This window comes from Veillonella denticariosi JCM 15641 (genome assembly GCF_002959855.1).
Classification (GTDB): domain Bacteria; phylum Bacillota; class Negativicutes; order Veillonellales; family Veillonellaceae; genus Veillonella; species Veillonella denticariosi.
In genome coordinates, this window is sequence record NZ_PPDB01000003.1 from 310,157 (window position 1) to 330,243 (window position 20,087).

At 43.9% G+C, this 20,087-nt stretch carries 15 protein-coding genes; 4 read left to right on the forward strand and 11 right to left on the reverse strand.

Annotated features, from left to right (window positions below; genetic code table 11):
• Positions 1 to 52 precede the first annotated feature (52 nt).
• From VEHSUH05_RS03880 to VEHSUH05_RS03890, 3 genes are all read right to left on the reverse strand, one after another.
• Positions 53 to 391: a branched-chain amino acid transporter permease gene (locus VEHSUH05_RS03880; protein ID WP_105090782.1), complete on the reverse strand. Its 339-nt coding sequence runs from the start codon at positions 389 to 391 to the stop codon at positions 53 to 55.
• Complete coding sequence (locus tag VEHSUH05_RS03885; RefSeq protein ID WP_095066728.1) at positions 384 to 1,049, reverse strand: AzlC family ABC transporter permease; 666 nt, start codon at positions 1,047 to 1,049, stop codon at positions 384 to 386. The genes VEHSUH05_RS03880 and VEHSUH05_RS03885 overlap by 8 nt, the downstream gene beginning before the upstream one ends.
• A 111-nt stretch (positions 1,050 to 1,160) precedes the next feature.
• Positions 1,161 to 2,327, reverse strand: coding sequence for an iron-containing alcohol dehydrogenase (locus VEHSUH05_RS03890; protein ID WP_105090783.1), 1,167 nt, complete (start codon positions 2,325 to 2,327; stop codon positions 1,161 to 1,163).
• A gap of 266 nt (positions 2,328 to 2,593) precedes the next feature.
• Here VEHSUH05_RS03890 and VEHSUH05_RS03895 point away from each other — a divergent pair, with 266 nt between their 5' ends.
• A complete protein-coding gene (locus VEHSUH05_RS03895; RefSeq protein ID WP_105090784.1) occupies positions 2,594 to 3,406 on the forward strand; it encodes a MetQ/NlpA family ABC transporter substrate-binding protein in 813 nt (270 codons plus the stop codon).
• A gap of 152 nt (positions 3,407 to 3,558) precedes the next feature.
• Here the strand turns inward: VEHSUH05_RS03895 and VEHSUH05_RS03900 are convergent, their stop codons facing one another.
• From VEHSUH05_RS03900 to VEHSUH05_RS03925, 6 genes are all read right to left on the reverse strand, one after another.
• Positions 3,559 to 4,374 (reverse strand): nitroreductase family protein, encoded by an 816-nt coding sequence (locus VEHSUH05_RS03900; protein ID WP_105090785.1) that lies wholly within the window; start codon positions 4,372 to 4,374, stop codon positions 3,559 to 3,561.
• 413 nt (positions 4,375 to 4,787) lie between these two features.
• Entirely contained in the window at positions 4,788 to 6,344 is a 1,557-nt protein-coding gene (locus VEHSUH05_RS03905) for a nitrite/sulfite reductase (protein WP_105090786.1), read from the reverse strand.
• A gap of 202 nt (positions 6,345 to 6,546) precedes the next feature.
• The gene (locus VEHSUH05_RS03910) at positions 6,547 to 7,938 is read right to left on the reverse strand and encodes a cation:dicarboxylate symporter family transporter (protein WP_105090787.1); all 1,392 of its coding nucleotides are present in this window, start codon (positions 7,936 to 7,938) and stop codon (positions 6,547 to 6,549) included.
• A gap of 156 nt (positions 7,939 to 8,094) precedes the next feature.
• The gene (locus VEHSUH05_RS03915) at positions 8,095 to 8,820 is read right to left on the reverse strand and encodes a LutC/YkgG family protein (protein ID WP_038117310.1); all 726 of its coding nucleotides are present in this window, start codon (positions 8,818 to 8,820) and stop codon (positions 8,095 to 8,097) included.
• The gene (locus tag VEHSUH05_RS03920; RefSeq protein ID WP_095066538.1) at positions 8,820 to 10,265 is read right to left on the reverse strand and encodes a LutB/LldF family L-lactate oxidation iron-sulfur protein; all 1,446 of its coding nucleotides are present in this window, start codon (positions 10,263 to 10,265) and stop codon (positions 8,820 to 8,822) included. Before VEHSUH05_RS03920 ends, VEHSUH05_RS03915 begins: the two co-directional genes overlap by 1 nt.
• 12 nt (positions 10,266 to 10,277) lie before the next feature.
• Positions 10,278 to 11,015 carry a (Fe-S)-binding protein gene (locus tag VEHSUH05_RS03925; RefSeq protein WP_038117313.1) on the reverse strand — a complete coding sequence of 246 codons (738 nt, stop codon included), beginning with the start codon at positions 11,013 to 11,015 and terminating at the stop codon, positions 10,278 to 10,280.
• Between the two features lie 747 nt (positions 11,016 to 11,762).
• On the opposite strand from VEHSUH05_RS03925, the gene VEHSUH05_RS03930 reads away from it, so the two are divergent.
• Together VEHSUH05_RS03930 and VEHSUH05_RS03935 are read left to right on the forward strand one after the other, a co-directional pair.
• Positions 11,763 to 13,424: an S-layer homology domain-containing protein gene (locus tag VEHSUH05_RS03930; RefSeq protein WP_105090788.1), complete on the forward strand. Its 1,662-nt coding sequence runs from the start codon at positions 11,763 to 11,765 to the stop codon at positions 13,422 to 13,424.
• A 95-nt stretch (positions 13,425 to 13,519) separates the two neighbouring features.
• Positions 13,520 to 14,965, forward strand: a complete 1,446-nt coding sequence (locus VEHSUH05_RS03935; protein WP_105090789.1) for an S-layer homology domain-containing protein — start codon at positions 13,520 to 13,522, stop codon at positions 14,963 to 14,965.
• A gap of 219 nt (positions 14,966 to 15,184) precedes the next feature.
• Here the strand turns inward: VEHSUH05_RS03935 and VEHSUH05_RS03940 are convergent, their stop codons facing one another.
• Together VEHSUH05_RS03940 and VEHSUH05_RS03945 are read right to left on the reverse strand one after the other, a co-directional pair.
• Positions 15,185 to 16,039, reverse strand: a complete 855-nt coding sequence (locus tag VEHSUH05_RS03940) for a polysaccharide deacetylase family protein (RefSeq protein WP_105090790.1) — start codon at positions 16,037 to 16,039, stop codon at positions 15,185 to 15,187.
• A 12-nt stretch (positions 16,040 to 16,051) separates the two neighbouring features.
• Positions 16,052 to 18,136 carry an OPT family oligopeptide transporter gene (locus VEHSUH05_RS03945; RefSeq protein ID WP_054674234.1) on the reverse strand — a complete coding sequence of 695 codons (2,085 nt, stop codon included), beginning with the start codon at positions 18,134 to 18,136 and terminating at the stop codon, positions 16,052 to 16,054.
• Positions 18,137 to 18,713: 577 nt separating this feature from the next.
• Here VEHSUH05_RS03945 and VEHSUH05_RS03950 point away from each other — a divergent pair.
• Positions 18,714 to 20,069, forward strand: a complete 1,356-nt coding sequence (locus VEHSUH05_RS03950; protein WP_105090791.1) for a class II fumarate hydratase — start codon at positions 18,714 to 18,716, stop codon at positions 20,067 to 20,069.
• Positions 20,070 to 20,087 lie beyond the last annotated feature (18 nt).

Here is a 20,087-nt window from a genome sequence, read left to right on the forward strand (position 1 = left end):
ACTTCGACTCCGAGAAGCACATAACTTTGAAAATCAATCGGTTCTTTTTACTTTATTTCGGCACATTAAATACGAGTTGCACGAGCACCATATAAACAATGGTACCCGCCGCGATGGAGAGGAACATATTACGTTTCCACAGGTGCAGCCCCACCGTAATCATAACAGTGATAAGTTCCGGTATGCCGTATGGATAGGAAAGTACTTTGGTTTCTTTCACGGTATAAACCACAAGCATACCCATTACGGCAGACGGCAATGCCCGTCCCAAAAACAGAACAAACGGTGGCGCCGTCTTGCCGGACGGAAATATGAGAAAAGCGCCGAAGCGGGTCAATAAGGTACCCGCCACGACGATGGCGACGGTCATAACCATTTCCATATCAGTCAAGGCGTACACCTCCCCACTTATACGCCACATAGCAGGCGATGAGCATCGCGGTCATCGATAACAGCATAAATGCCGATTTGCCAAAGAGGATCAGCATTACGGTAGCTACCACGGCACCACACAATCCAAAGATTTTAATGGTCCTGTTTTTAGCGTTTAACAGCATTTCTAAAAAGACCACGATAAACAGTCCGGGCAGCACGAAGTCGATACCGCGCAAGTCAACGGTGGACAATAAGTTCCCAAAAAGTCCACCGACAAAGGTGCTGAACACCCAAAACACATAATTCAACCAGGACACGTGAAAGTAAAACCACTTTTTATCCACATCATCAGGTAATGTTGTGGTCGCATTGATAGCGAAGCTTTCATCACACATCCAGGCCACCGTAGGAAACCATTTCCACCCCATATCGGTATAGCGCTGTAACATCGACAGGCCGTAGAAAAAGTGACGACCATTCACAAACATGGTCAACAGAAATGCATTAAACGGATCAAAGCCGGCCATGAGCATTCCGATGGTAACAAATTCCATCGATCCTGCAAAAATAGTTGCCGCCATAACGGGTGGAACCCACCACGGAAAACCTTGACTCGTCGCATACAGACCGAAGCCGAGCCCGATAAAGAAAAAGCTGATACCCATGGGAATCATAATGGGCAGTGCAAAGGAAAAGGAACTGCGTTTTTTCACAGTCGCCTCATGATGTTCATCGGGCTGAGATATATTCATCGTCTCGACTCCATTTTTTAACATAAAATATTATTACAAAGCACGTTTCAAAATTTCCCGCGTTACATCCGACGTAATGTCACCATGTTCGCCAAGGGCTACCATTCCATGCTCTTCCAGTTGCTTAACGATGCGTTCAATGGACGTTTCGTCCAAATCGTAATCTTTCAAATGTGTAGACACACCGAGCAATTCAAAGAACTCGCGGGTCTTCGCAATAGCCGCATCAGCCTTTTCATCCTTCGACCCCTCGTCGATATGCCATACACGCTCCGCATATTGAACCAATTTATCGAGCTTGTCCGCCTTTTTCACCGTTAACAGTGCAGGCAACACGATTGCCAGTGTTATACCGTGGTCCAAATGATATGCGGCGGTCAATTCATGTCCGATGAGATGTGTCGCCCAATCTTGCGGCACACCGGCACCGATGAGGCTGTTCAGCGCCAAGGTCGACGCCCACACATGATTCGCTCGAACATCGTAATTTTCCGGCTCTTCGACGGTTTGACGTCCGATTTCAATCATGGTTTGCAAAATACCTTCCGCAAATCGGTCCTGAATGCGCCCGTCCACGGGATATGTCAAATATTGTTCCGTCGTATGTACAAACGTATCAATAACACCGTTTTTCACCTGTTTCTCCGGCAATGTGAAAGTAAGTGTCGGATCAAGCATGGAGAATTTCGGAAACACCAAATCACTGAATACCGGGAACTTACCGTCCCCATGAGTGATAACAGCACCATTATTCATTTCAGACCCCGTTGCAGGCAGTGTCATAACCGTTCCGAACGGAACCGCTTCAGGCACCATAGACGTCGGTACTGCAGGAACCCCTGCTTTCAATACATCCAGAACAGGTCCGTCATACTTGGCGCCCAACACGATGAGCTTCGTCGCATCCACAACGGATCCGCCCCCTACGGCAAGAACAAAATCGATGTTGTTTTCTTTGATGAAAGCAACCGCCCGTTCACACGTCTCAAGCGACGGATTCGGCTCAATACCGCCGAACTGTTCCACCTTGCGATTACCAAGTGCCTTTGTGATTCGATCGATAAGACCGCTGCGCACTGCAGAACCGCCGCCGTAAGTAATTAGAACCTTGGCATCCTTCGGCACTAATATATCCAATTCATCCAATCTATCTTTACCAAAAACAATATGTGTAGGATTGTAGAAATCAAAATTAAACATAGGCCCTCCTAAACATCGTATAAAAATCGTTACATAAGTAAGATTAAATATTATTGCTCCAAGCCAATAAAAATATTTAATACGCATTATATTATATAGTATATAATGCTCTATAACTTTCAGTATATCATAGTCCAATAAGACTACTATGCATCATGTCATAACTAAAATCTATAGCAAACCGGTATATTTTAGTCTATGTACAAGAACCCATTTCAATGATAGGATATAAAAAAATAATCTATTACAGAAAGGGATATGTGTATATGAAAATCAAAAAATTACTCGCTCCTGTCCTCATCGGCATTTTAGCATTCGCCATTGCGGGATGCGGCAGCAACGAACAATCAAATACTCCTAAAGAGATCAAGATCGGAGCTACAGCCGGTCCGCATGCGCAGGTAGCTGAGGCGGTAGCAAAGGAAGCAAAGAAACAGGGTATTGATCTCAAGGTAGTCGAATTCTCCGATTACGTAACACCGGATAAGGCACTTGCGGACGGAGATATTCAACTCAATGCATACCAGCATCAACCGTATCTGGAAAACTTCAATAAGCAAAACAATACCAACCTGGTTCCTATCGGCAAAACGGTGTCACTGCCAATGGGTCTATACAGTAATTCCGTACACGGCGTAGCGGATGTACCGGAAGGTGCCATCGTAGCGATTCCAAATGATCCGACCAACAGCGGCCGCGGTCTTGCATTACTCGCTAAAGCGGGGCTCATTACATTGAAAGACGGCGTCGGCTTTAAAGCGACCGTAGCGGACATCACCTCAAATCCTAAGAAACTTCAAATCCAGGAACTTGAAGCAGCCCAATTGCCACGCAGTCTCGATGACGTCACAATCGCCGCTATTCCGATGAACTACGTTCAAAGCGCAGGTCTCAATGTAGATAAACAGGGCTTCTTCTGGGAAGGGAAGGACGAGCTGTTAACAATTATAGTTCTCGCCGTTCGCGAACAGGACAAGGATAATGAAACTTACAAGAAAATTGCGGATATCTATAAGTCCGATGCAATTAAACAGTTCATCAAAGATACATTCAAAGGATCCATTACATCCGCCAACTAAGCATACTCCAAAACACTAATACTATATACGAAGAGGGCTGTACGTTCAATATGTTTTCATCATATCGAGCGTGCAGCCCTCTTTATTATAAATTCCGGATTCATTCCGGATTATAGACAAAATCAGCACTAAACATCTATTATCTATAATCTTTATTCTTCTGTATCGAATGTGACTTCTAAAGGTTGTCGTTCAACAATATTGCGATATCGCACTTTAGGATATCCCATCAAAACGGCGCCGGCAATGACCTTATCATCCGGTACACCTATCAATTCTAGCAACGGCTCGTATTCCGCTTCACCGGCGTGTTCAAAGAACCCCGCCCAGCACGTTCCGAGCCCGACAGTCGGCGCATATAATTCCGCATAAGATAAACAAGAATGCCCGCTATCATGAGTTCGGTGTACATCTTTTTTCGAGCCTATAGCCACCACCAATGCCGGAGCATCTCGCAGGATATAATCCTTACCCTTATCCACTTCGGCTTGGGCCGCTCGAGCGTACAGACGCATAATAGGCACTGTTTTTGCCGCAAAATGCATCCACTCAAGAACAAGGTCCGAAATACGATGCAACGTCTGTTTGTCGCGGATTACAATATATGAAATGCCCTGTGTATTTGTTGCCGTTGGTGCCATACGCGCCACGTTTAAAACCTGACGAATCAGCTCCACAGGCACCGGTTTATTCTGATAATTTCGGATAGATCGACGACTGCGCAAAAACAGCTCCGCCTGTTGTGGCGTCAGCTTTTGCTCTTTTGTAATGTCAACTTGTTCATTTCTCGGTGTCATATCACTGTCTAAAGCAAGTGTAGGACATACGGAAACACAATGACCGCAAGAAATACAGCCACCCTTACCCGTTACCGGCCCATCCTCGGTCATCACTAGCAGTCCTGTAGGACAGTCAGCTACGCAGAGGCCACATCGAGTACAGACTTCTGTATTTACTGTAAATAACATCTGATTAATCCTCCAAACACATACTATACCGCCTATTATATCACATACAATCAAATTATATCTAGATTTTGATTTTTCCATAGCTATATAGCGGCCATATAACCGGCGTTATATCTGGACTTAAATTTCCCCATATCAATACAGCATCCGTACAGACGTTATCTCTAGATTTTGACTTTTCCATAGCCATATAACAACCATACAACCAGCGTTATCTCTATTTAACGCCATCAGCTAACTGTATCACAAATAAAAATACCCCTTATACTCGCCTGCGCCATGATTCATTAAATTCAGGTACGAGTATGAGGGTATATTTTATTTATATAGCTTATATATTTTTATCCGTATTTTTTGTCGTATATTCCAGATATATAGTCGTACATTTCGGTCATATAATAATCTATAAAATTCTATTCAAATGATTTAATAAGATTCATATACTCCGATTTATGCGTCAATCGCCAGGAACCGAAATCAGGTTCCGGCGCTTCATTCAGAATATTTGCCAACGCTTCCATAAATTCAGGAATTTTCGTAGATACGATATTACCGGCCATCTTGCCGAAGTTTTCAGAGCCCATATGTTCCGATCCCCCGTCCACAAGGATAAACGCCGGTTGCGGTTTCTTGTCCACCAGTTTTACGGACCCGTGAAAGCCTATTTCTCCGATCTGATGTGTTCCGCAGGAGTGAGGACATCCTGAGATGTGCAGACGCGGCAACTTTTTCGTATCGATACCCTTTTCATCTAAATGGGTAAAGATAGCTTTCAAAAGGCCGTTGGAATCCTGCATACCGATTTGACACACCGTCGCCCCTACGCAGGACACGGATCTGCGGAAATCATTCACCGCACTATCATCCGTGAGAGAAGCAATTTTTCGAGCTTCGTCCGCGGTAAGATTGATGAAAAATATCGCTTCATCCGGTGCAATGCGAGCCTCTACCTGATCCAAGGTAACCGCATAATCCAATGCCGCCAGCAGATGTTCTACATCGGCATCGCCACCGACCGGATGATATTCCACATAATACAGCCCTTCTTGTTTTTGTCGATGAATACGATGATTCAGAACAGAATCGTCACGCTTGCCGGACTTCGTGATTTCATAAGCATATCGAGCCGGATCAACGGTCAGATTTTCTACCTCTTTCACCATGTTCAATGTTTCTTCATAGACCTTGATGAAAGGCTCCGCACCGCCCATGTCAGCCGGCATATATCGCGTACGAGCCTTGCCGCGATTCTTGAAGTTCCCGTGATTTGCAAAGACCATGAGCATAGCTTTCACATGATACAAAACATCCTCAGGCGCCACATCGCGAGCCACAGGAATACCGATGCGAGGATTGGGCCCGATGCCTCCGCAGGCATATACATCAAAGGTATTGTGTTTATTTAAATTGAAACCCAGATCCTTAAATGTCGCATGAGGCGTGCTGTCAAAACCGTTATCGATGCCCATCTTGAATTTACGGGGAATCTTGATGAAGAACATCTGCTCCAAAATATATTCCCCGATAGCCGTTGCATACGGCGTAATATCAAATGTTTCGCGAGGATCAATGCCCCGCAAAATACTGGCCACCAAATTAGACGGATTATCTCCGCCTGCACCGCGATTGTAAATACCGTGTTCATAACATTCTTTAAAAAGGCTGAGAATCGTCTCCCCGTCAAGGCCATGCATTTGCAGACACTGGCCCGTCGTAAAATGCACATGTTTTAAATTATATTTACGAATGGCACCCGCCAGAAACTGCATCTGGTCACGAGTTATACGGCCTCCGTTAAACCGCCAGCGACTCATACCCGTCTCGGCACCGCGCTCCGCATAACTGCCGAATGCACCGGACTGTCCTTTATAATCAACAATGGACATTTCCTTTTTATAAAACTTGCGCGTCATATCCTCAAACTTAGGATAATCCGCAATCAAGCGCTCTTTCACTTCTTGTGTAATCATAATACTTATCCTCTTGGCTTATATCTATTAAGCATAATAAACAACTTTGTATCGATTTTTATATCATATACTCATACCTATTATAGTATTATCGATGACACTTTTCTCATATCGATTAGAAATATATCGATTTACAATTTGTAATAATTATTACTTATTTTTGTGAAAGAAAAAAGAACAGCCCGAAAGCTGTTCTTTCCCTTTATACATTTTCTTGATTTAGATTATTATACGCCTCCTTATCGATGGTGCCCATGATTTTATCCACTACCAATGCATTCGTCAAAGAGCCGGATACATTAAGGCATGTACGCCCCATATCGATCAACGGATCGATAGCGAGAATCGGACTGATGGATGTGAAGTATGCACCAAGTCCTGTACCGCTAAGAGATACAGAGGCCGCCATCGTTGCCGTTCCCGGTACGCCGGCGATGCCGACGGAACCGATAGCGATAACGATAACACTCATGATGTACATAGTCAAATCAAAAGGAATATTTGCCACGTTGGAGATATATACAACCACTAATGCAGGGAATACGCCCGCACAACCCTGCATGCCCGCCGTTGTACCGAAAGATGCCACTGTATTCGCCGTCGTAGGATTAACGCCGAGACGTTTCGTCAAGGTTTCCACCGTAAGCGGCAATACGCCCATGGAAGAACGGGATGTAAACGCCAACAATAACGGTGCTTTAGCCTTCTTGAAATATGTAATCGGATTATACCCGAAGCTTGTAATCAAAATGGCCTGGATAACGAACATGATCAAAAGACCTGCATAGAGAAGAACTACAAAAAGTCCCATGTCCAGAATCGCCTGTAAACCGCGCGTAGCCAATGTGGATGCCAAGAGCGCCACCACACCGTACGGCATCAAGCCGATGATAAAATCAGCTACCCACGAAATCAATTGATGTAATTCATCAAACAATTTCGTGAATATTTCCATGGAATTTGTACCCGTCTGCTTCAAAAGACGGGCAACGCTGCCGAGGATGATGGCAAACACAACGATGCCGATGACATTCGTCTCTGCCGCCGCCTGAATCGGATTGCTTGGGATCAAGGCGCGGAATGTATCCACCATCGGTTTGATATCACGAATCTTTTTACCTTGTTCCACGATATCAAAACCTTGACCCAATCCGAACGCATTGCCGAGGACGAGACCTACTATAGCAGCCACCGCCACCATGCCGAGATTTGTACTCACCATAGCCACTACCAGTTTTTTAAGATTAGCACCGGCCTCCATGTGCAGAATTACATGAACAATAGAGATAAATACGATAGGAATAACAAGCATACGGATCAAATCAATAAATCCGCCCCCCACAAGAGAGAACCATTTTGTACTTTCTTTAATATATACGACCTGTGAAGGATCATCCGGGAATCCCGCAATAATTTGAATGGCCACACCGATAATAGCACCGGCGATAGTACCGATAATAACTAGATTACCAAAAGACGTGCCCTTGCGCTGCAATCTGTATATGCCGAATAATACCAATATAAATACGGCAATGATTCCCAGACTCAACGGATTACTGAGCATCAGGTAATCTTGAAAAAATGGAATATTCATAATCGCTCTCCTTTAATTCATATCTTAATAATAGGTTATAAGAAAAGTATAGCATATATCGAAAAAATTGCAACAAAAAAATCCTCCTGAGAAGAAATTCTTTCACAGGAGGATTTACTATCCGAACAGACCAGTTCAAATAGGTTTTATAGGAAATTAATCCACTAAGATATATGTTACTTGAATAGGACCATGCGCACCATCTACAGTAACCAGCTCAATGTCAGCTGTACGGGACGGGCCGGAGATCAAGCAGATATTTGTAGGGAAATTAGCAGGATCATTGTTATAACGTTCCGTCAAATGTTCCATAGTCTGCGTCATACGAGGGTTGATACTGTTAGTGTATAAAACGGCAATATGCGTTGTCGGCAACAAGCTGATGGCACGTCCGGATTCAACGCCGGAAGCCTGTACTACAGTAGCGGTTTCAGCGATACCGCAATACGGGAATGTAATACCGATATCAGCATTAGCGGTATTAGAAATATTTTCTTCACGGCCTTTAGATGCATCCCATTGGAAATACGTACGTTTACCGCCGTTAGAAGCCTCATCCTGTTCAAACAATTCTTTTAGTTTATATTGTTCAACCTCAGGAGAGCTTGGGAATACAACCTTACCGTTACCCCAATCCTCAATAGCCGCCAATATAGTTTCGCCCAATTTATCAGGCGTAGTATTTACGTATTTTGTACCTACACGGTCACATTGTTCCTTGAACATAGTGATAACTTGTTCACGAGATAAATCCTTGAACATAGTTTCTTGAGGACCATGGCTGTAATCAAAATCTTCCACAAAAGCTGGGCACATTTCCTGATCACGGCCTAATGCACGAGATAAACGTGCAATAAATTGTTTACGTTTAGCTTCATCCATTATTTATTCTCCTTCTTTTTATTCTTTTCATGTTCAGCATATAAATCACGGAATTTCTTGAACTTCAAGGAGCCCAATTCTTTAGACTTGGTCCAGCCGTTCATTACAGGCACAGCTTGTGTCCATTTAGGCATGTTACCTTCGCTGTTGCTGATTAAGTTCATACCGATAGCGCCTGCTTTTGTACCGAGGTCGAATAATGTAGCATTACCGAACATTTTCGCGGCAGCAGTAAAGATAGCTTCTTCCGCTTTCGGACGAGTCTTTTCAATATCAGCCATAATATGACGATGTTCCATCAATAATTCATGCAACGGAATCGCTACCGGACAGTTTTCCGTACATGCGCCGCACAATGTGGATGCATATGGAAGATCGCCCGCTACATCATATCCTTTAAACAATGGAGTCAATACGGCACCCATCGGACCCGGATATACGGAACCGTAACCGTGACCGGACACATGGCGATATACAGGACAGATGTTCATACATGCACCGCAGCGGATACAACGAAGCATATCCTGGAATGTACCGCCCAAGATGCCGGAACGACCGTTATCAATGATGATGATATGTGTTTCTTCAGGACCATCCGCTTCACCTTCACGAGCAGGACCGGTCATCATGGAGAAGTAGTTGGAAATCTTGGAACCTACTGCGGAGCGGTTCAACATTTCCATCATAATGTCAAGTGCTTTGAAATCAGGAACGATACGTTCAGTCCCCAAGAAAATCAATTGAGTCTTAGGAATGGAACTGGCCATACGACCGTTACCTTCGTTGGAAACGATAGTACATGTACCGGAGGAAGCAACGGCAAAGTTACAGCCGTTAACCCCTACATCGGCTTTGAGGAAGCGTTCACGCACATAACCACGTACGAAATGCGTCATTTCTGTAGGATTTTCCGTGCCTGTATAGCCTAATTTTTCAGCGAAAATTTCACGAATTTTATTACGTTCAAAGTGAAGGCCGGGAACAACGATATGAGATGGAGGACTTACAGCAGTTTGCAAGATAAATTCAGCCAAGTCAGTTTCGTTAACTTCGATACCAGCTTCTTCCAACACTTCGTTCAAACCAATTTCTTCCGTCAGGATTGTTTTGGATTTTACGATCATCTTCGCTTCGCGTTGACGAAGAATATCCAATGCAATTTGAGTCGCTTCTTTGTCATCAAAAGCAAAGTGAACTTTGGAGCCCGCTTTTTCGGCATTTTCAGCAAACTGGTTTGTATAATAGTCAAGATTGTTCAATACATGGTCGCGTATACGCGCTGCTTCAGCGCGAAAATCCAACCATTCAGGAACATCCGCAACTACGGTATTACGTTTATCATAAAACACGTCTTGTGCTTTTTTGATGGCTGCAACTTTGAAGTCATCAGCCAAACATTCTTTTATGCGTGTTTTATAGGGGCGATTGTCATATATAAGTGCCATGTCGTCTCCTCCTTAACGGCAGTTCAAGATTTCAGCAATATGCATTACCTTAATACGGCGGTCGATTTCCCCTTCTTTATGAAGGCGATCAAGCATACCGGCGATGTTCATCAGACACGCCTGGTCGGAACCGGAAATAACGTTGGCACCGGTACCGGCGATTTCCAATGCTTTTTCACGTGTCATCACTTCGCTGATTTCAGGATTTTTAACCGAGAAAGTACCGCCGAAGCCACAGCAACGGTCCGCACGAGGTAATTCGATCAATGTCATATCTTTTACATTGCGAAGGAGTTTGAAAGGAGGCTCTTTAACGCCCATCAAACGGGTAACATGGCAAGATGTATGATATGTAACGGTTTCGTTAAAACGAGCCCCTACATCCTCTACACCTAGTACATCCGTAATGAATTCCGTAAATTCATAGATTTTAGAGCTTAATTTTTCAGCTCGCGCTTGCCATTCAGGCTGACCTTCCAAGAAATGCTGGTATTCATCGCGAATTGCAAATGCGCAAGAGCCGGACATGCTGACTACATATTCAGCGTTTTCAAAGCATTCGATCGTGTTCTTGATGGCATCCATAGCCGCATCATTATAACCGGAATTTGTAAACATTTGTCCACAACATACTTGCTTCTTAGGAACCACGAGTTCGCAGCCCAATCTTTCAAGTACTTCTACCCCGGCCATCCCCACATGAGGGTAGAACATGTCAATCAAACACTGTTGGAAAAGATGAATTTTCATATTATCGTCCTCGTCTTTTCTAGTACTTAACCTAATAAAAAATTTTGATATGTATGTATGATGACAAGATCTCTTGTAAAAGCAACCCACAAAAAACCTGCCCTGAACATTACTTATGCTTTCAAATATCTATTCGAAAGCTTTATCGTTATAATTATAAATTAATAATGCATGAAATGTCCAAAGGATTGCTATATTAGTATGAACCCATTTATTTAAACTATCGTTATGCGTTTTTCTCATAGGAAACATTGAATTTTATCACATATATTGTAAATGCCATTAATTTTTTCTGTAAAAGCCTTGTAAAACCTGTATTTTGCAAATATTTATCATTTGGCATACCAGCAACGGTCTACACCTTTTTTAACATCCATCCTTTTACTTTTAAACATCCATTCTTTTGTTTTTTTGCATTTTATTTTCGGACATTAATATTTGCAGATAGATGCAGATAGATCTAAATATTTAGTCCCGGTTCTAAACATTTATGTTTTAATATTCACCATTCATTTTTATTAAATAGAATTCATTTAATTAATAGATTTCAAAGTTCGTCATATAATTCCATTTAAAGTTCATGCTGCATTATTTCCGAACTTTCATCATATATTTATATAACTCCGACGACATGCTTAAATTCATGTAATTTTTATGCTCATATATTACATTTTCTTATAGTAGTCCATCAATTTAAAAAGTGCTATAATTTTACTTATATAAGTATAGTTTGAAAGGAGCCTTTTCATGAAACTAAATAAATTATCCTTATCCTTGGCAATTACATTGGCCTTGGGATCCACATTCGGCATGGCTCACGCTGAAACAACCGCAACGCAAAACAAAACGACAACAGTGACAAACACAACGGTTAAACCACTCCCTGTAAAAGCAACAACTGCAAAAACCGCTCCAAAAGCGACCGCGCAGAAGGCTGCCTCTACAGACAAAATGACCGCTGAAAAAAATGCGGATACTGAAACCAAAGCAGCTGCCGCGACAAAATCAGCGGCAGGTACTAAGGCGGCAACTCACACCGCGGCTGCAACCAAGGCCGAGGCTAAACCTGTAACCGGTGCAAAAACGACGGAAACCGCAACGGCACATAAAGCGGTAAAAGAAAATTTACCGGTCGGCGTATATTCCGATACGAAAGACAGCTGGGCACGTGATGCAATTCAAGCGATGACACAGGCCGGATATTTATCGGGTTACTCGGATAACACATTTAAACCGAGTCAACAAATCACACGTGAACAAGCGGCCGCAATTTACGGCAAAGTGTTACAGAGCAATTTAAATGCTCAAGATTTGACCGCTCTTACAGCAAAGGAAGAAGCGACTACGTACTCCGATGTAGCCGCTGACCGTTGGTCTAACTCCGCTATCAAATTGGTAAGTGCCGCAGGTGTTATGGAAGGTACGTCTAAAACGGCATTCAATCCTACAAAGGCAATGAATCGAGAAGAATTCGTCGCATCTGCTGCCAGCTTAGCGAAAAAACTCAACATCTCCCCTGCTGTAAAAACCGAGAAAGTGGCTTTCAAAGATGAAGCAAGCATCTCTAAAGAATATTTAGCCGATGTACAATACATGGCGCAACGCGGCATCGTATCCTCCGGTGCGACAGAAAGTTTTAACCCGAAACAACCTGTAACACGTGCACAGGCGGCAACGATTTTACATCGTCTACTTAACGGCGCCGGTCTGGCAACAGCTAAACAAGGTACAACAGAAGCAGCCGGAATGGATGCCGATACTGTAGCGGGAGACATGTCCAAATCCGATAAAACAGTAGATGCATCAAAAAAACATAAAGACATGAAATCGGATGTAGAAAAATCTGAAAAGGCCGCTAAAGAAGATGCTAAAAAAGCAAAGAAAGAAATGAAGGACGTTAAGGCTGCAAAAGAGGTTAAGGAAACTAAAACCGAACCGGTTTACAACGTACGCCCCGTTCGTCGCAGCACATTAAAAGCATTGGATCAGAAGCAACAAGCCGCTTTGGAGAACAAAGTATTCACGGAATTGAATAAAACATACAAAACCGATGATGCTTTCCAAGATTATGGTGTTATGTATTGGCGCGACAACCAATTACATGTGGCATTAAAAACGGACAGCGACATTCCTACTGTAAAAGCGAACCTTGCAGCCCGTGGTGATTCCACTATAAACAACTACGTTGTGGTGGAACCGTCTCAATACAGCCAGGCCGAATACGATGCAATCGATGCGAACTTTCGCAACTACTACAGCAAAAACGAAAAAGCCGGCAATATTCTGGCGACCTTCCCTGATGTGGAAAACAATCAACTCTATGCAGTAGTATCTACCGCATCGAAAGAAACGCAACAAGGCATCGCCAAATTGTTCGGTTCCAAAGTAAAAATGACAGTTAAACGCTAATCACATCTATACTCAATCACCTAAAGCAGCGTATACCATGTAAGTATTACGCTGCTTTGGTATATCCTAGTATCCAAAGATCAGGAAGGATTTTTATGAACAAGAATACTAAGTATACATTGCACGCTCTCGTTTTAGGGGCCTTGGTAGCGACTACCGGCCTGACGGCAGCTAATACAACATCCACTGCGGCAACTGCCAATACGGTTCCATCAACAGCTCGTGCGGCTACACAGTCGGCACACGCGGATGCGACAACTGATAAATCAGCTATAACAAATGCTAAATCCCCTTTGCCATCAGTTGCAACCAATTCACAAACAGCTTTAGAAACAAGGGAATCAAGAACGGAAAGTAATCCACAGAGACCGACCAATAACGATTTATCCACGGGAACACAAACCACAGTTGTAAATAAGCAGTTACCTGTCGGCGGTCCTGCTAATATCCAGAATGTACGCCCTTATATTTTCTCCGACGTGCCGAGCGATTTCTGGGCCGCTAACTCCATCAGCACCGTTACAAGAGCGAATCTCATGAAAGGCTATTCGGACGGTACTTTCAGACCGAATCAACCGATGACACGCGAAGAAGTGGCGAGTCTTTTCAATAACATTACAAATGACGGACAAGCCGCCTTTTTATCGAGCAAATTCAAGGATATCACGTCTGACCGCTGGTCCGCCCTCGCAATCGAATCGGTGGCACGAAAAAATATCATCAGCGGCTACGGCGATGACACTTACAAGCCGGAAAAATACATGTCCCGCCAGGAATTTGCCGTAGTAGCGGATAATTATATACATTATCTAGGTTATACCACTGAGGACCCTACCGTTCTCGATACGGTCGCATACGGTGACCAGAAATTCGTCGCTCCTTGGGCGCAAGACGCCGTACGCGAGTTAGCATACTTAGGCTTTACAAACTATGCACCGGGCACCTTATTTAATCCGGAAAAATACATCACCCGTGCAGAAGCGGCGGAAATCACCTATCGCATGACACAGACGGAGCAAGCCTTAGCGTTCCACAATACATTATTCAGACAACAGGTGGAAAACAAAACGGTCCGTATCATCGACAATGCATTAAATTACGGCAATGACTTTACGAAATTCCGCAATGACGGGGCCCTCTTCTGGGAAGCAGGTCAACTATATGCCTCCTTGACGGATCAAAAGAAAGTAGACCTCGTTGCCAAGGCGATTGCCGATGCTCACGATTTACAATTAGATAAAACCGTAGTCGTATCGAAAGGTAAATTGACACAGGCGCAACTGGAAGATTATCAGTCCGATGCCATCGCCCTCTATCAGGAGAAAGAACCGAAAGGAAAGATCATCTCCATCTATCCGAACACGGACACGAGTGCACTCATCATTACCGTTGATTCCATCCAAAAATCGACGATGAAAGCATTTAAAAAGAAATTCCATGATAATGTCTTCTTGCAGTTGCCGCCTGAACCTCTTACAGGCGGCTCGGACGAGAACATTCACTTCCCATTGCCGCAGCGCAACACAAAAAATAAGTCTTAAAACAGCGATGGAGCTAGTATTACTAGCTCCATTTTCTATCCCCCATATGATTTTCATACAACACAGATACCCTATAACCTAACATTTATATAACGGACACATAAAAGCCACATAAAAGCGGTCGCACTCCATCGGGTACGACCGCTTTCATAATAAACTTTCACAATAAAACAGTACTGTCTATACACGCAATGAATCTAACCGACACACAAGGTTAGATCATTTTTTTGTTACATCATTTTCATGATCCCGCAAATTGCCGACCGGAACATATACGGTACCGGCACTATGAGCGGAGTCCACATCTTGTTGCAGAATCATCACAACGGAATAATCGTCGGTTGTATAGAATTCGCTAGGCAATTTGTCAATTTTAAAGTCATTGCCGAGCTTGTTCTTCACATCCTGATTATTGTTAATGGCATTTACCAACTCTTTCTTGTTGATACCGCCAAGGTCATATAAGGAAATCTGGCGACCTGTCGTGGTGTTGAAAGTAAAGCCTTTTACAAAGTTCACACCGTTTGCATCATTGTCACGCATCGTATAGGTGTGAATCAACACGCTGAGGATGCCGTTCTTATCCGTTTTTACATCGTAGTACATTACTACATTTGTCTTATCGGATTCCTTAGCATTTAATTTTTCCACATCATTTTGTACCTTGGAAACGTACTTCTTGATGGTCGTATTAATCGCTTTTTCCACGACAGGGCTGACGGATTTTACCTCAGGGAATACGAGATCCAAGTGATCCGTTGTGGATTCAATCGGAGATACGCCGACTTCCTTGCGGTCCATATAGCGGTCCGCATTAGGAGCTACCACTTCTACAGTTCCGCGGTCAACTTTACCGGCTACGGTACGTAATGCACGATTTTGTTCCGGTGTAGCGGTACTGGAAATGCGATACGTCAAATCATTACGATTCACCTTGCGAGCGGATGTGTCGACTTGTTGTTCGGCTTGCACCGTTCCGTTATCCTTCGTAACAGGAATAACATCGCCTGCCGCCAAGGATGTGAGCGGCAACGCCGCCGTCATCATGATGAGTACAGTCTGTTTTAGTTTCATTGCAATAACCTCTTATTTTTCTAGTTCCTGTTCAGCTTTCATAGCGAGAGCTTCTTCTTTATTGAATTTGTGTGTTACAACACGACGAACCAGATATAGACCTGCAAAGATGAAAGCAAGCAACCCTAACCAACCTGCATTACTTTCAAATTCAGGACCGACTAATTGAAGTGGAGATTCTCCACCACCGGTTGTAACTGACAATACAATAATAACAGCTATGAGGACGCCAATCAAGCTTTCACCGACAATCAGGCCGGATGCGAAGAGAACACCACGGCGGTTCGATTGCTCCACATCGTACTCGGCAAGCTCGCCGGCACGCATTTTAGCACGAGCCACAAGATAACGGCCTACGAAATAGCTGATGAAAGAACCAATAATAAGCGGTACTTCTAAAGTAGGCGGTAAATAAATACCCATACCGACAGCCAATGGAGACAATGTTAAAGTAGCGGTTGTGCTCTTTAGGATCAAGTTAACGATAATCGCCACAACACCGACGCCAACGCCGATCAGGATGTAATCCCAGTCCATGCTGGAGTTGAAGATACCTTGCGCAATGGTAGTCATCAATGTCGCCTGCGGAGCGGATAATGCAGCGCTCGGATCCATTTCGGCACGTGGCAACGCACCTGTGAAGCCGTATGCCTGGTAAAGCAAATTAAGTACCGGAGCAATCGTAACGGCGCCGGCTACGGAACCGAGCAACAAAGCAATCTGTTGACGCCAAGGTGTTGCACCGACGAGCTGACCTGTTTTCAAATCCTGCAAGTTATCATTGGAGATAGATGCAATCGCGATAACTACGGACGTCATGAAGATGGCCATAGCGGTAGCAAATTGAACACCTGCTTCGGTAGCGAACAAATTATTCTCCGATGCGATGAAGTATACAACAAGGGAGGAAATAATCGTCGCCAAAATACCGATACCGGAGATCGGAGATGCAGATGTACCGATAAGACCGGCCATGTAACCACATGCAGCAGCTACGAAGAAACCGATAAGCAATGCTACAATAATCCCTACGACAACAAGTGTCCACATCAAGCTTGTGCTGATAGGTACAGCGGATACGAAGTCCCAGAATGTGAACACTAAACCGACAAGGATGATTGCGAACACGATCAGAACAGATTTAGTATTCATATCCGTATCCATGCGATGTGTTTCGCGTTCTTCAGCACTGCTGTTCATGGATTTTACGGAGATTTTCATACCTTCGATGATAGGCTTAATTAATGTGATCAAAGTCCAAATCGCCGCGATACCGATGGCACCGGCACCGATAAAGCGAACCTTTTCTTTCCAGATGCCCATAGCGAATTTAGCAGTTGCACCGCCATCCGGAGCATACAGATTCGTTAAATACGGTACGAAACCGGCCCATGCGACGAGAACACCGACCAGGATAGCGATACCGGATGCGATACCGATAAGATAACCGGCACCCAGTAATGCTGTAGAGAAACCCAATGGAATTTGAGTAATACCTTTACTACCAGCAGGAATCCAGAAGCTCATGCTGTCGCCAAGTACTTTGAAACCGTTCGCACAAAGGCTGATAAGTCCGGCTACAAAACCGCCGGATACGATATCCTTCATACCGGAATTAGATTGTGGACCTTCATCTCCGTTATGAGAGCCGACCTTCAAGATTTCCGCCGCCGCACGGCCTTCCGGATACGGCAGATCACTGTTCACCACCATGGCACGACGCAACGGAATGGTGAATAACACACCTAGAGAACCGCCGCAGGCGCAGAGCAGGAATGTCTGCCAGAACGGAAAACCGTTCCAATACCCAAGCATAAGCAGACCGGGTAAAATAAAGATAATAGCGGACAAGGTCCCAGCTGCAGAAGCCTGAGTTTGTACCATATTATTTTCAAGAACGTTTGAGTCCTTGAAAAAACGCAAAATCGCCATAGAAATAATGGCAGCCGGAATGGATGACGAGAATGTCAAACCTACCTTCAAACCGAGATATACGTTAGATGCTGTAAAAATAACAGTAATCAATGCACCAAGTAGCATCCCACGCAATGTCAGTTCCGGCAGATGAAGGTCATGGCTCATAAAGTCATGTTTCATAAGTACTTACCTCCTCTGTGAAACCATAAACTTAAAACAATATACTAAGCTACTTCCATTTTATCGTGTTAAAGCGATGATTTCAATATATATGCGGTATTTATAATGTATACATATGAAAATTATAAATTTAAGTTTTCCCACAAATATCTTGAAAGGTCTATTCTGTATCCAAAACACTTTATTAAGCGTGGTAGCCCTCCAAAAGCCTCCAAAGCCACCCACCCTGCTTCGCAGGGTCGCTAAGTCAGTTTTGGAGGACCACCACGCTAATATATACCTAATCGTTTACACTAAGAATAGACCTTTCATTATTCACCAAATGAAATATTTAATTTATAATTTTTCTACATATAACGCATTATCAATCTTACATATAGATTGAAATCATAAAGGTATGGGGAGAAGGAAAGCGCAATATACTTTCCCTTTCTTATATGCACATTATGCATATACACCTATCAATTATATGAAAACAGAAATCATTCTCTTTTATTCTGTACAAATATACAGGATTTTATATAATTAAAGTACCGACAGTAGGGTCGGCATGTCTTTTAAGGAGGTTGTAAACATTATGGAAACAAGAATTGAATACGATTCAATGGGACCAGTCGAAGTCGACGCTAGACGAATTTACGGACCTCAAACGCAACGCTCGTTCAATAACTTTAAGATCGGTGACCACCGCATCCCTATTGAACAGATCAAAGCGCTTGCGCTTGTCAAAAAAGCATGTGCTTTAACTAATGCGAAATGTGGCGCCGTAACGGAAGAAAAAGCGAAACTCATCGCTCAGGTAGTTGATGAAATCGTGGACGGCAAATGGGATGAAGAATTCCCGCTAACCGTATTCCAGACCGGTTCCGGCACGCAGACTAATATGAACGTGAACGAGGTTATCGCTCACCGGGCTAAACAATTGGATGAAAGCAACCCGCTCCATCCGAATGACGATGTAAACCGCGGTCAAAGTACAAACGATACCTTCCCTACGGCAATGCATATCTGTGCGTATTTTGAAATCACTAAACGCGTTATCCCTGCATTGGACGGCCTGATCAAATCATTTGAGAAACTACAGAAAAAAGGTAAAGGTCTCCAAAAGGTAGGTCGTACACATCTGCAAGATGCGACTTTCATCATGGTGGATCAGGAAATCAGCGCCTTTGTGGACGGTCTCAAAACGGCCAAAACTATGCTCGTTCAAAATGCCGATTACCTGCTCGATGTGGCCCTCGGCGGCACCGCGGTCGGTACGGGTGTAAACACGCCGAAAGGCTATTTGGACGTTATGGAAACCGTGTTACCTGAGGTAACAGGCGCTCCATTCCGCGTGAAAAACAACAAATTCCAAGGATTGTCCCTGAAGGATGCTTTCATGATGGCCCACGGCGCACTCAATACGTTGGCGACAACCTTATTTAAAATCGCCAACGATGTGCGGTTCCTAGGCTCCGGACCTCGCTGCGGTTACGGCGAATGGCATCTACCTGAAAACGAACCGGGCTCCTCCATCATGCCAGGCAAGGTTAATCCGACACAATGCGAAGCCCTCGCCATGGTATGCGCTCAAGTATTCGGCCATAACACGACGATGACGCTCTGTGCAGGCAGCGGTGCCTTCCAGTTGAACGTATACATGCCTATCATGATCTATGACTTTGTTGAAAGCTGTCGTCTACTGGCGGATGCAATGAATTCTTTCACAACCCACTGTATCGACGGCGTTGAGTTCGTACCGGAAAAACTCAAATTCTTCGTTGAACAGTCCCTCATGATTGCTACATCCTTAACGCCGTACATCGGCTACGATAAGAGCGCCAAGGTCGTAAAAGAAGCATACAAACGCGGCTGCTCTATTAAAGAAATCATCTTGGAAGAAAAACTCATGACCGAAGACGAATTTGCCGAAGCAGTTCGCATGAAATAACCTCCTCTCTACTTTGAC

What these genes read in the sequence shown, in the direction of transcription:
- VEHSUH05_RS03885 (WP_095066728.1), bottom strand. Translation starts at nt 1,049, where the DNA reads ATGATTCCCATGGGTATCAGCTTTTTCTTTATCGGGCTCGGCTTCGGT.
- VEHSUH05_RS03890 (WP_105090783.1), bottom strand. Translation starts at nt 2,327, where the DNA reads ATGTTTAATTTTGATTTCTACAATCCTACACATATTGTTTTTGGTAAA.
- VEHSUH05_RS03895 (WP_105090784.1), top strand. Translation starts at nt 2,594, where the DNA reads ATGAAAATCAAAAAATTACTCGCTCCTGTCCTCATCGGCATTTTAGCA.
- VEHSUH05_RS03900 (WP_105090785.1), bottom strand. Translation starts at nt 4,374, where the DNA reads ATGTTATTTACAGTAAATACAGAAGTCTGTACTCGATGTGGCCTCTGC.
- VEHSUH05_RS03905 (WP_105090786.1), bottom strand. Translation starts at nt 6,344, where the DNA reads ATGATTACACAAGAAGTGAAAGAGCGCTTGATTGCGGATTATCCTAAG.
- VEHSUH05_RS03910 (WP_105090787.1), bottom strand. Translation starts at nt 7,938, where the DNA reads ATGAATATTCCATTTTTTCAAGATTACCTGATGCTCAGTAATCCGTTG.
- VEHSUH05_RS03915 (WP_038117310.1), bottom strand. Translation starts at nt 8,820, where the DNA reads ATGGATGAAGCTAAACGTAAACAATTTATTGCACGTTTATCTCGTGCA.
- VEHSUH05_RS03920 (WP_095066538.1), bottom strand. Translation starts at nt 10,265, where the DNA reads ATGGCACTTATATATGACAATCGCCCCTATAAAACACGCATAAAAGAA.
- VEHSUH05_RS03925 (WP_038117313.1), bottom strand. Translation starts at nt 11,015, where the DNA reads ATGAAAATTCATCTTTTCCAACAGTGTTTGATTGACATGTTCTACCCT.
- VEHSUH05_RS03930 (WP_105090788.1), top strand. Translation starts at nt 11,763, where the DNA reads ATGAAACTAAATAAATTATCCTTATCCTTGGCAATTACATTGGCCTTG.
- VEHSUH05_RS03935 (WP_105090789.1), top strand. Translation starts at nt 13,520, where the DNA reads ATGAACAAGAATACTAAGTATACATTGCACGCTCTCGTTTTAGGGGCC.
- VEHSUH05_RS03940 (WP_105090790.1), bottom strand. Translation starts at nt 16,039, where the DNA reads ATGAAACTAAAACAGACTGTACTCATCATGATGACGGCGGCGTTGCCG.
- VEHSUH05_RS03945 (WP_054674234.1), bottom strand. Translation starts at nt 18,136, where the DNA reads ATGAAACATGACTTTATGAGCCATGACCTTCATCTGCCGGAACTGACA.
- VEHSUH05_RS03950 (WP_105090791.1), top strand. Translation starts at nt 18,714, where the DNA reads ATGGAAACAAGAATTGAATACGATTCAATGGGACCAGTCGAAGTCGAC.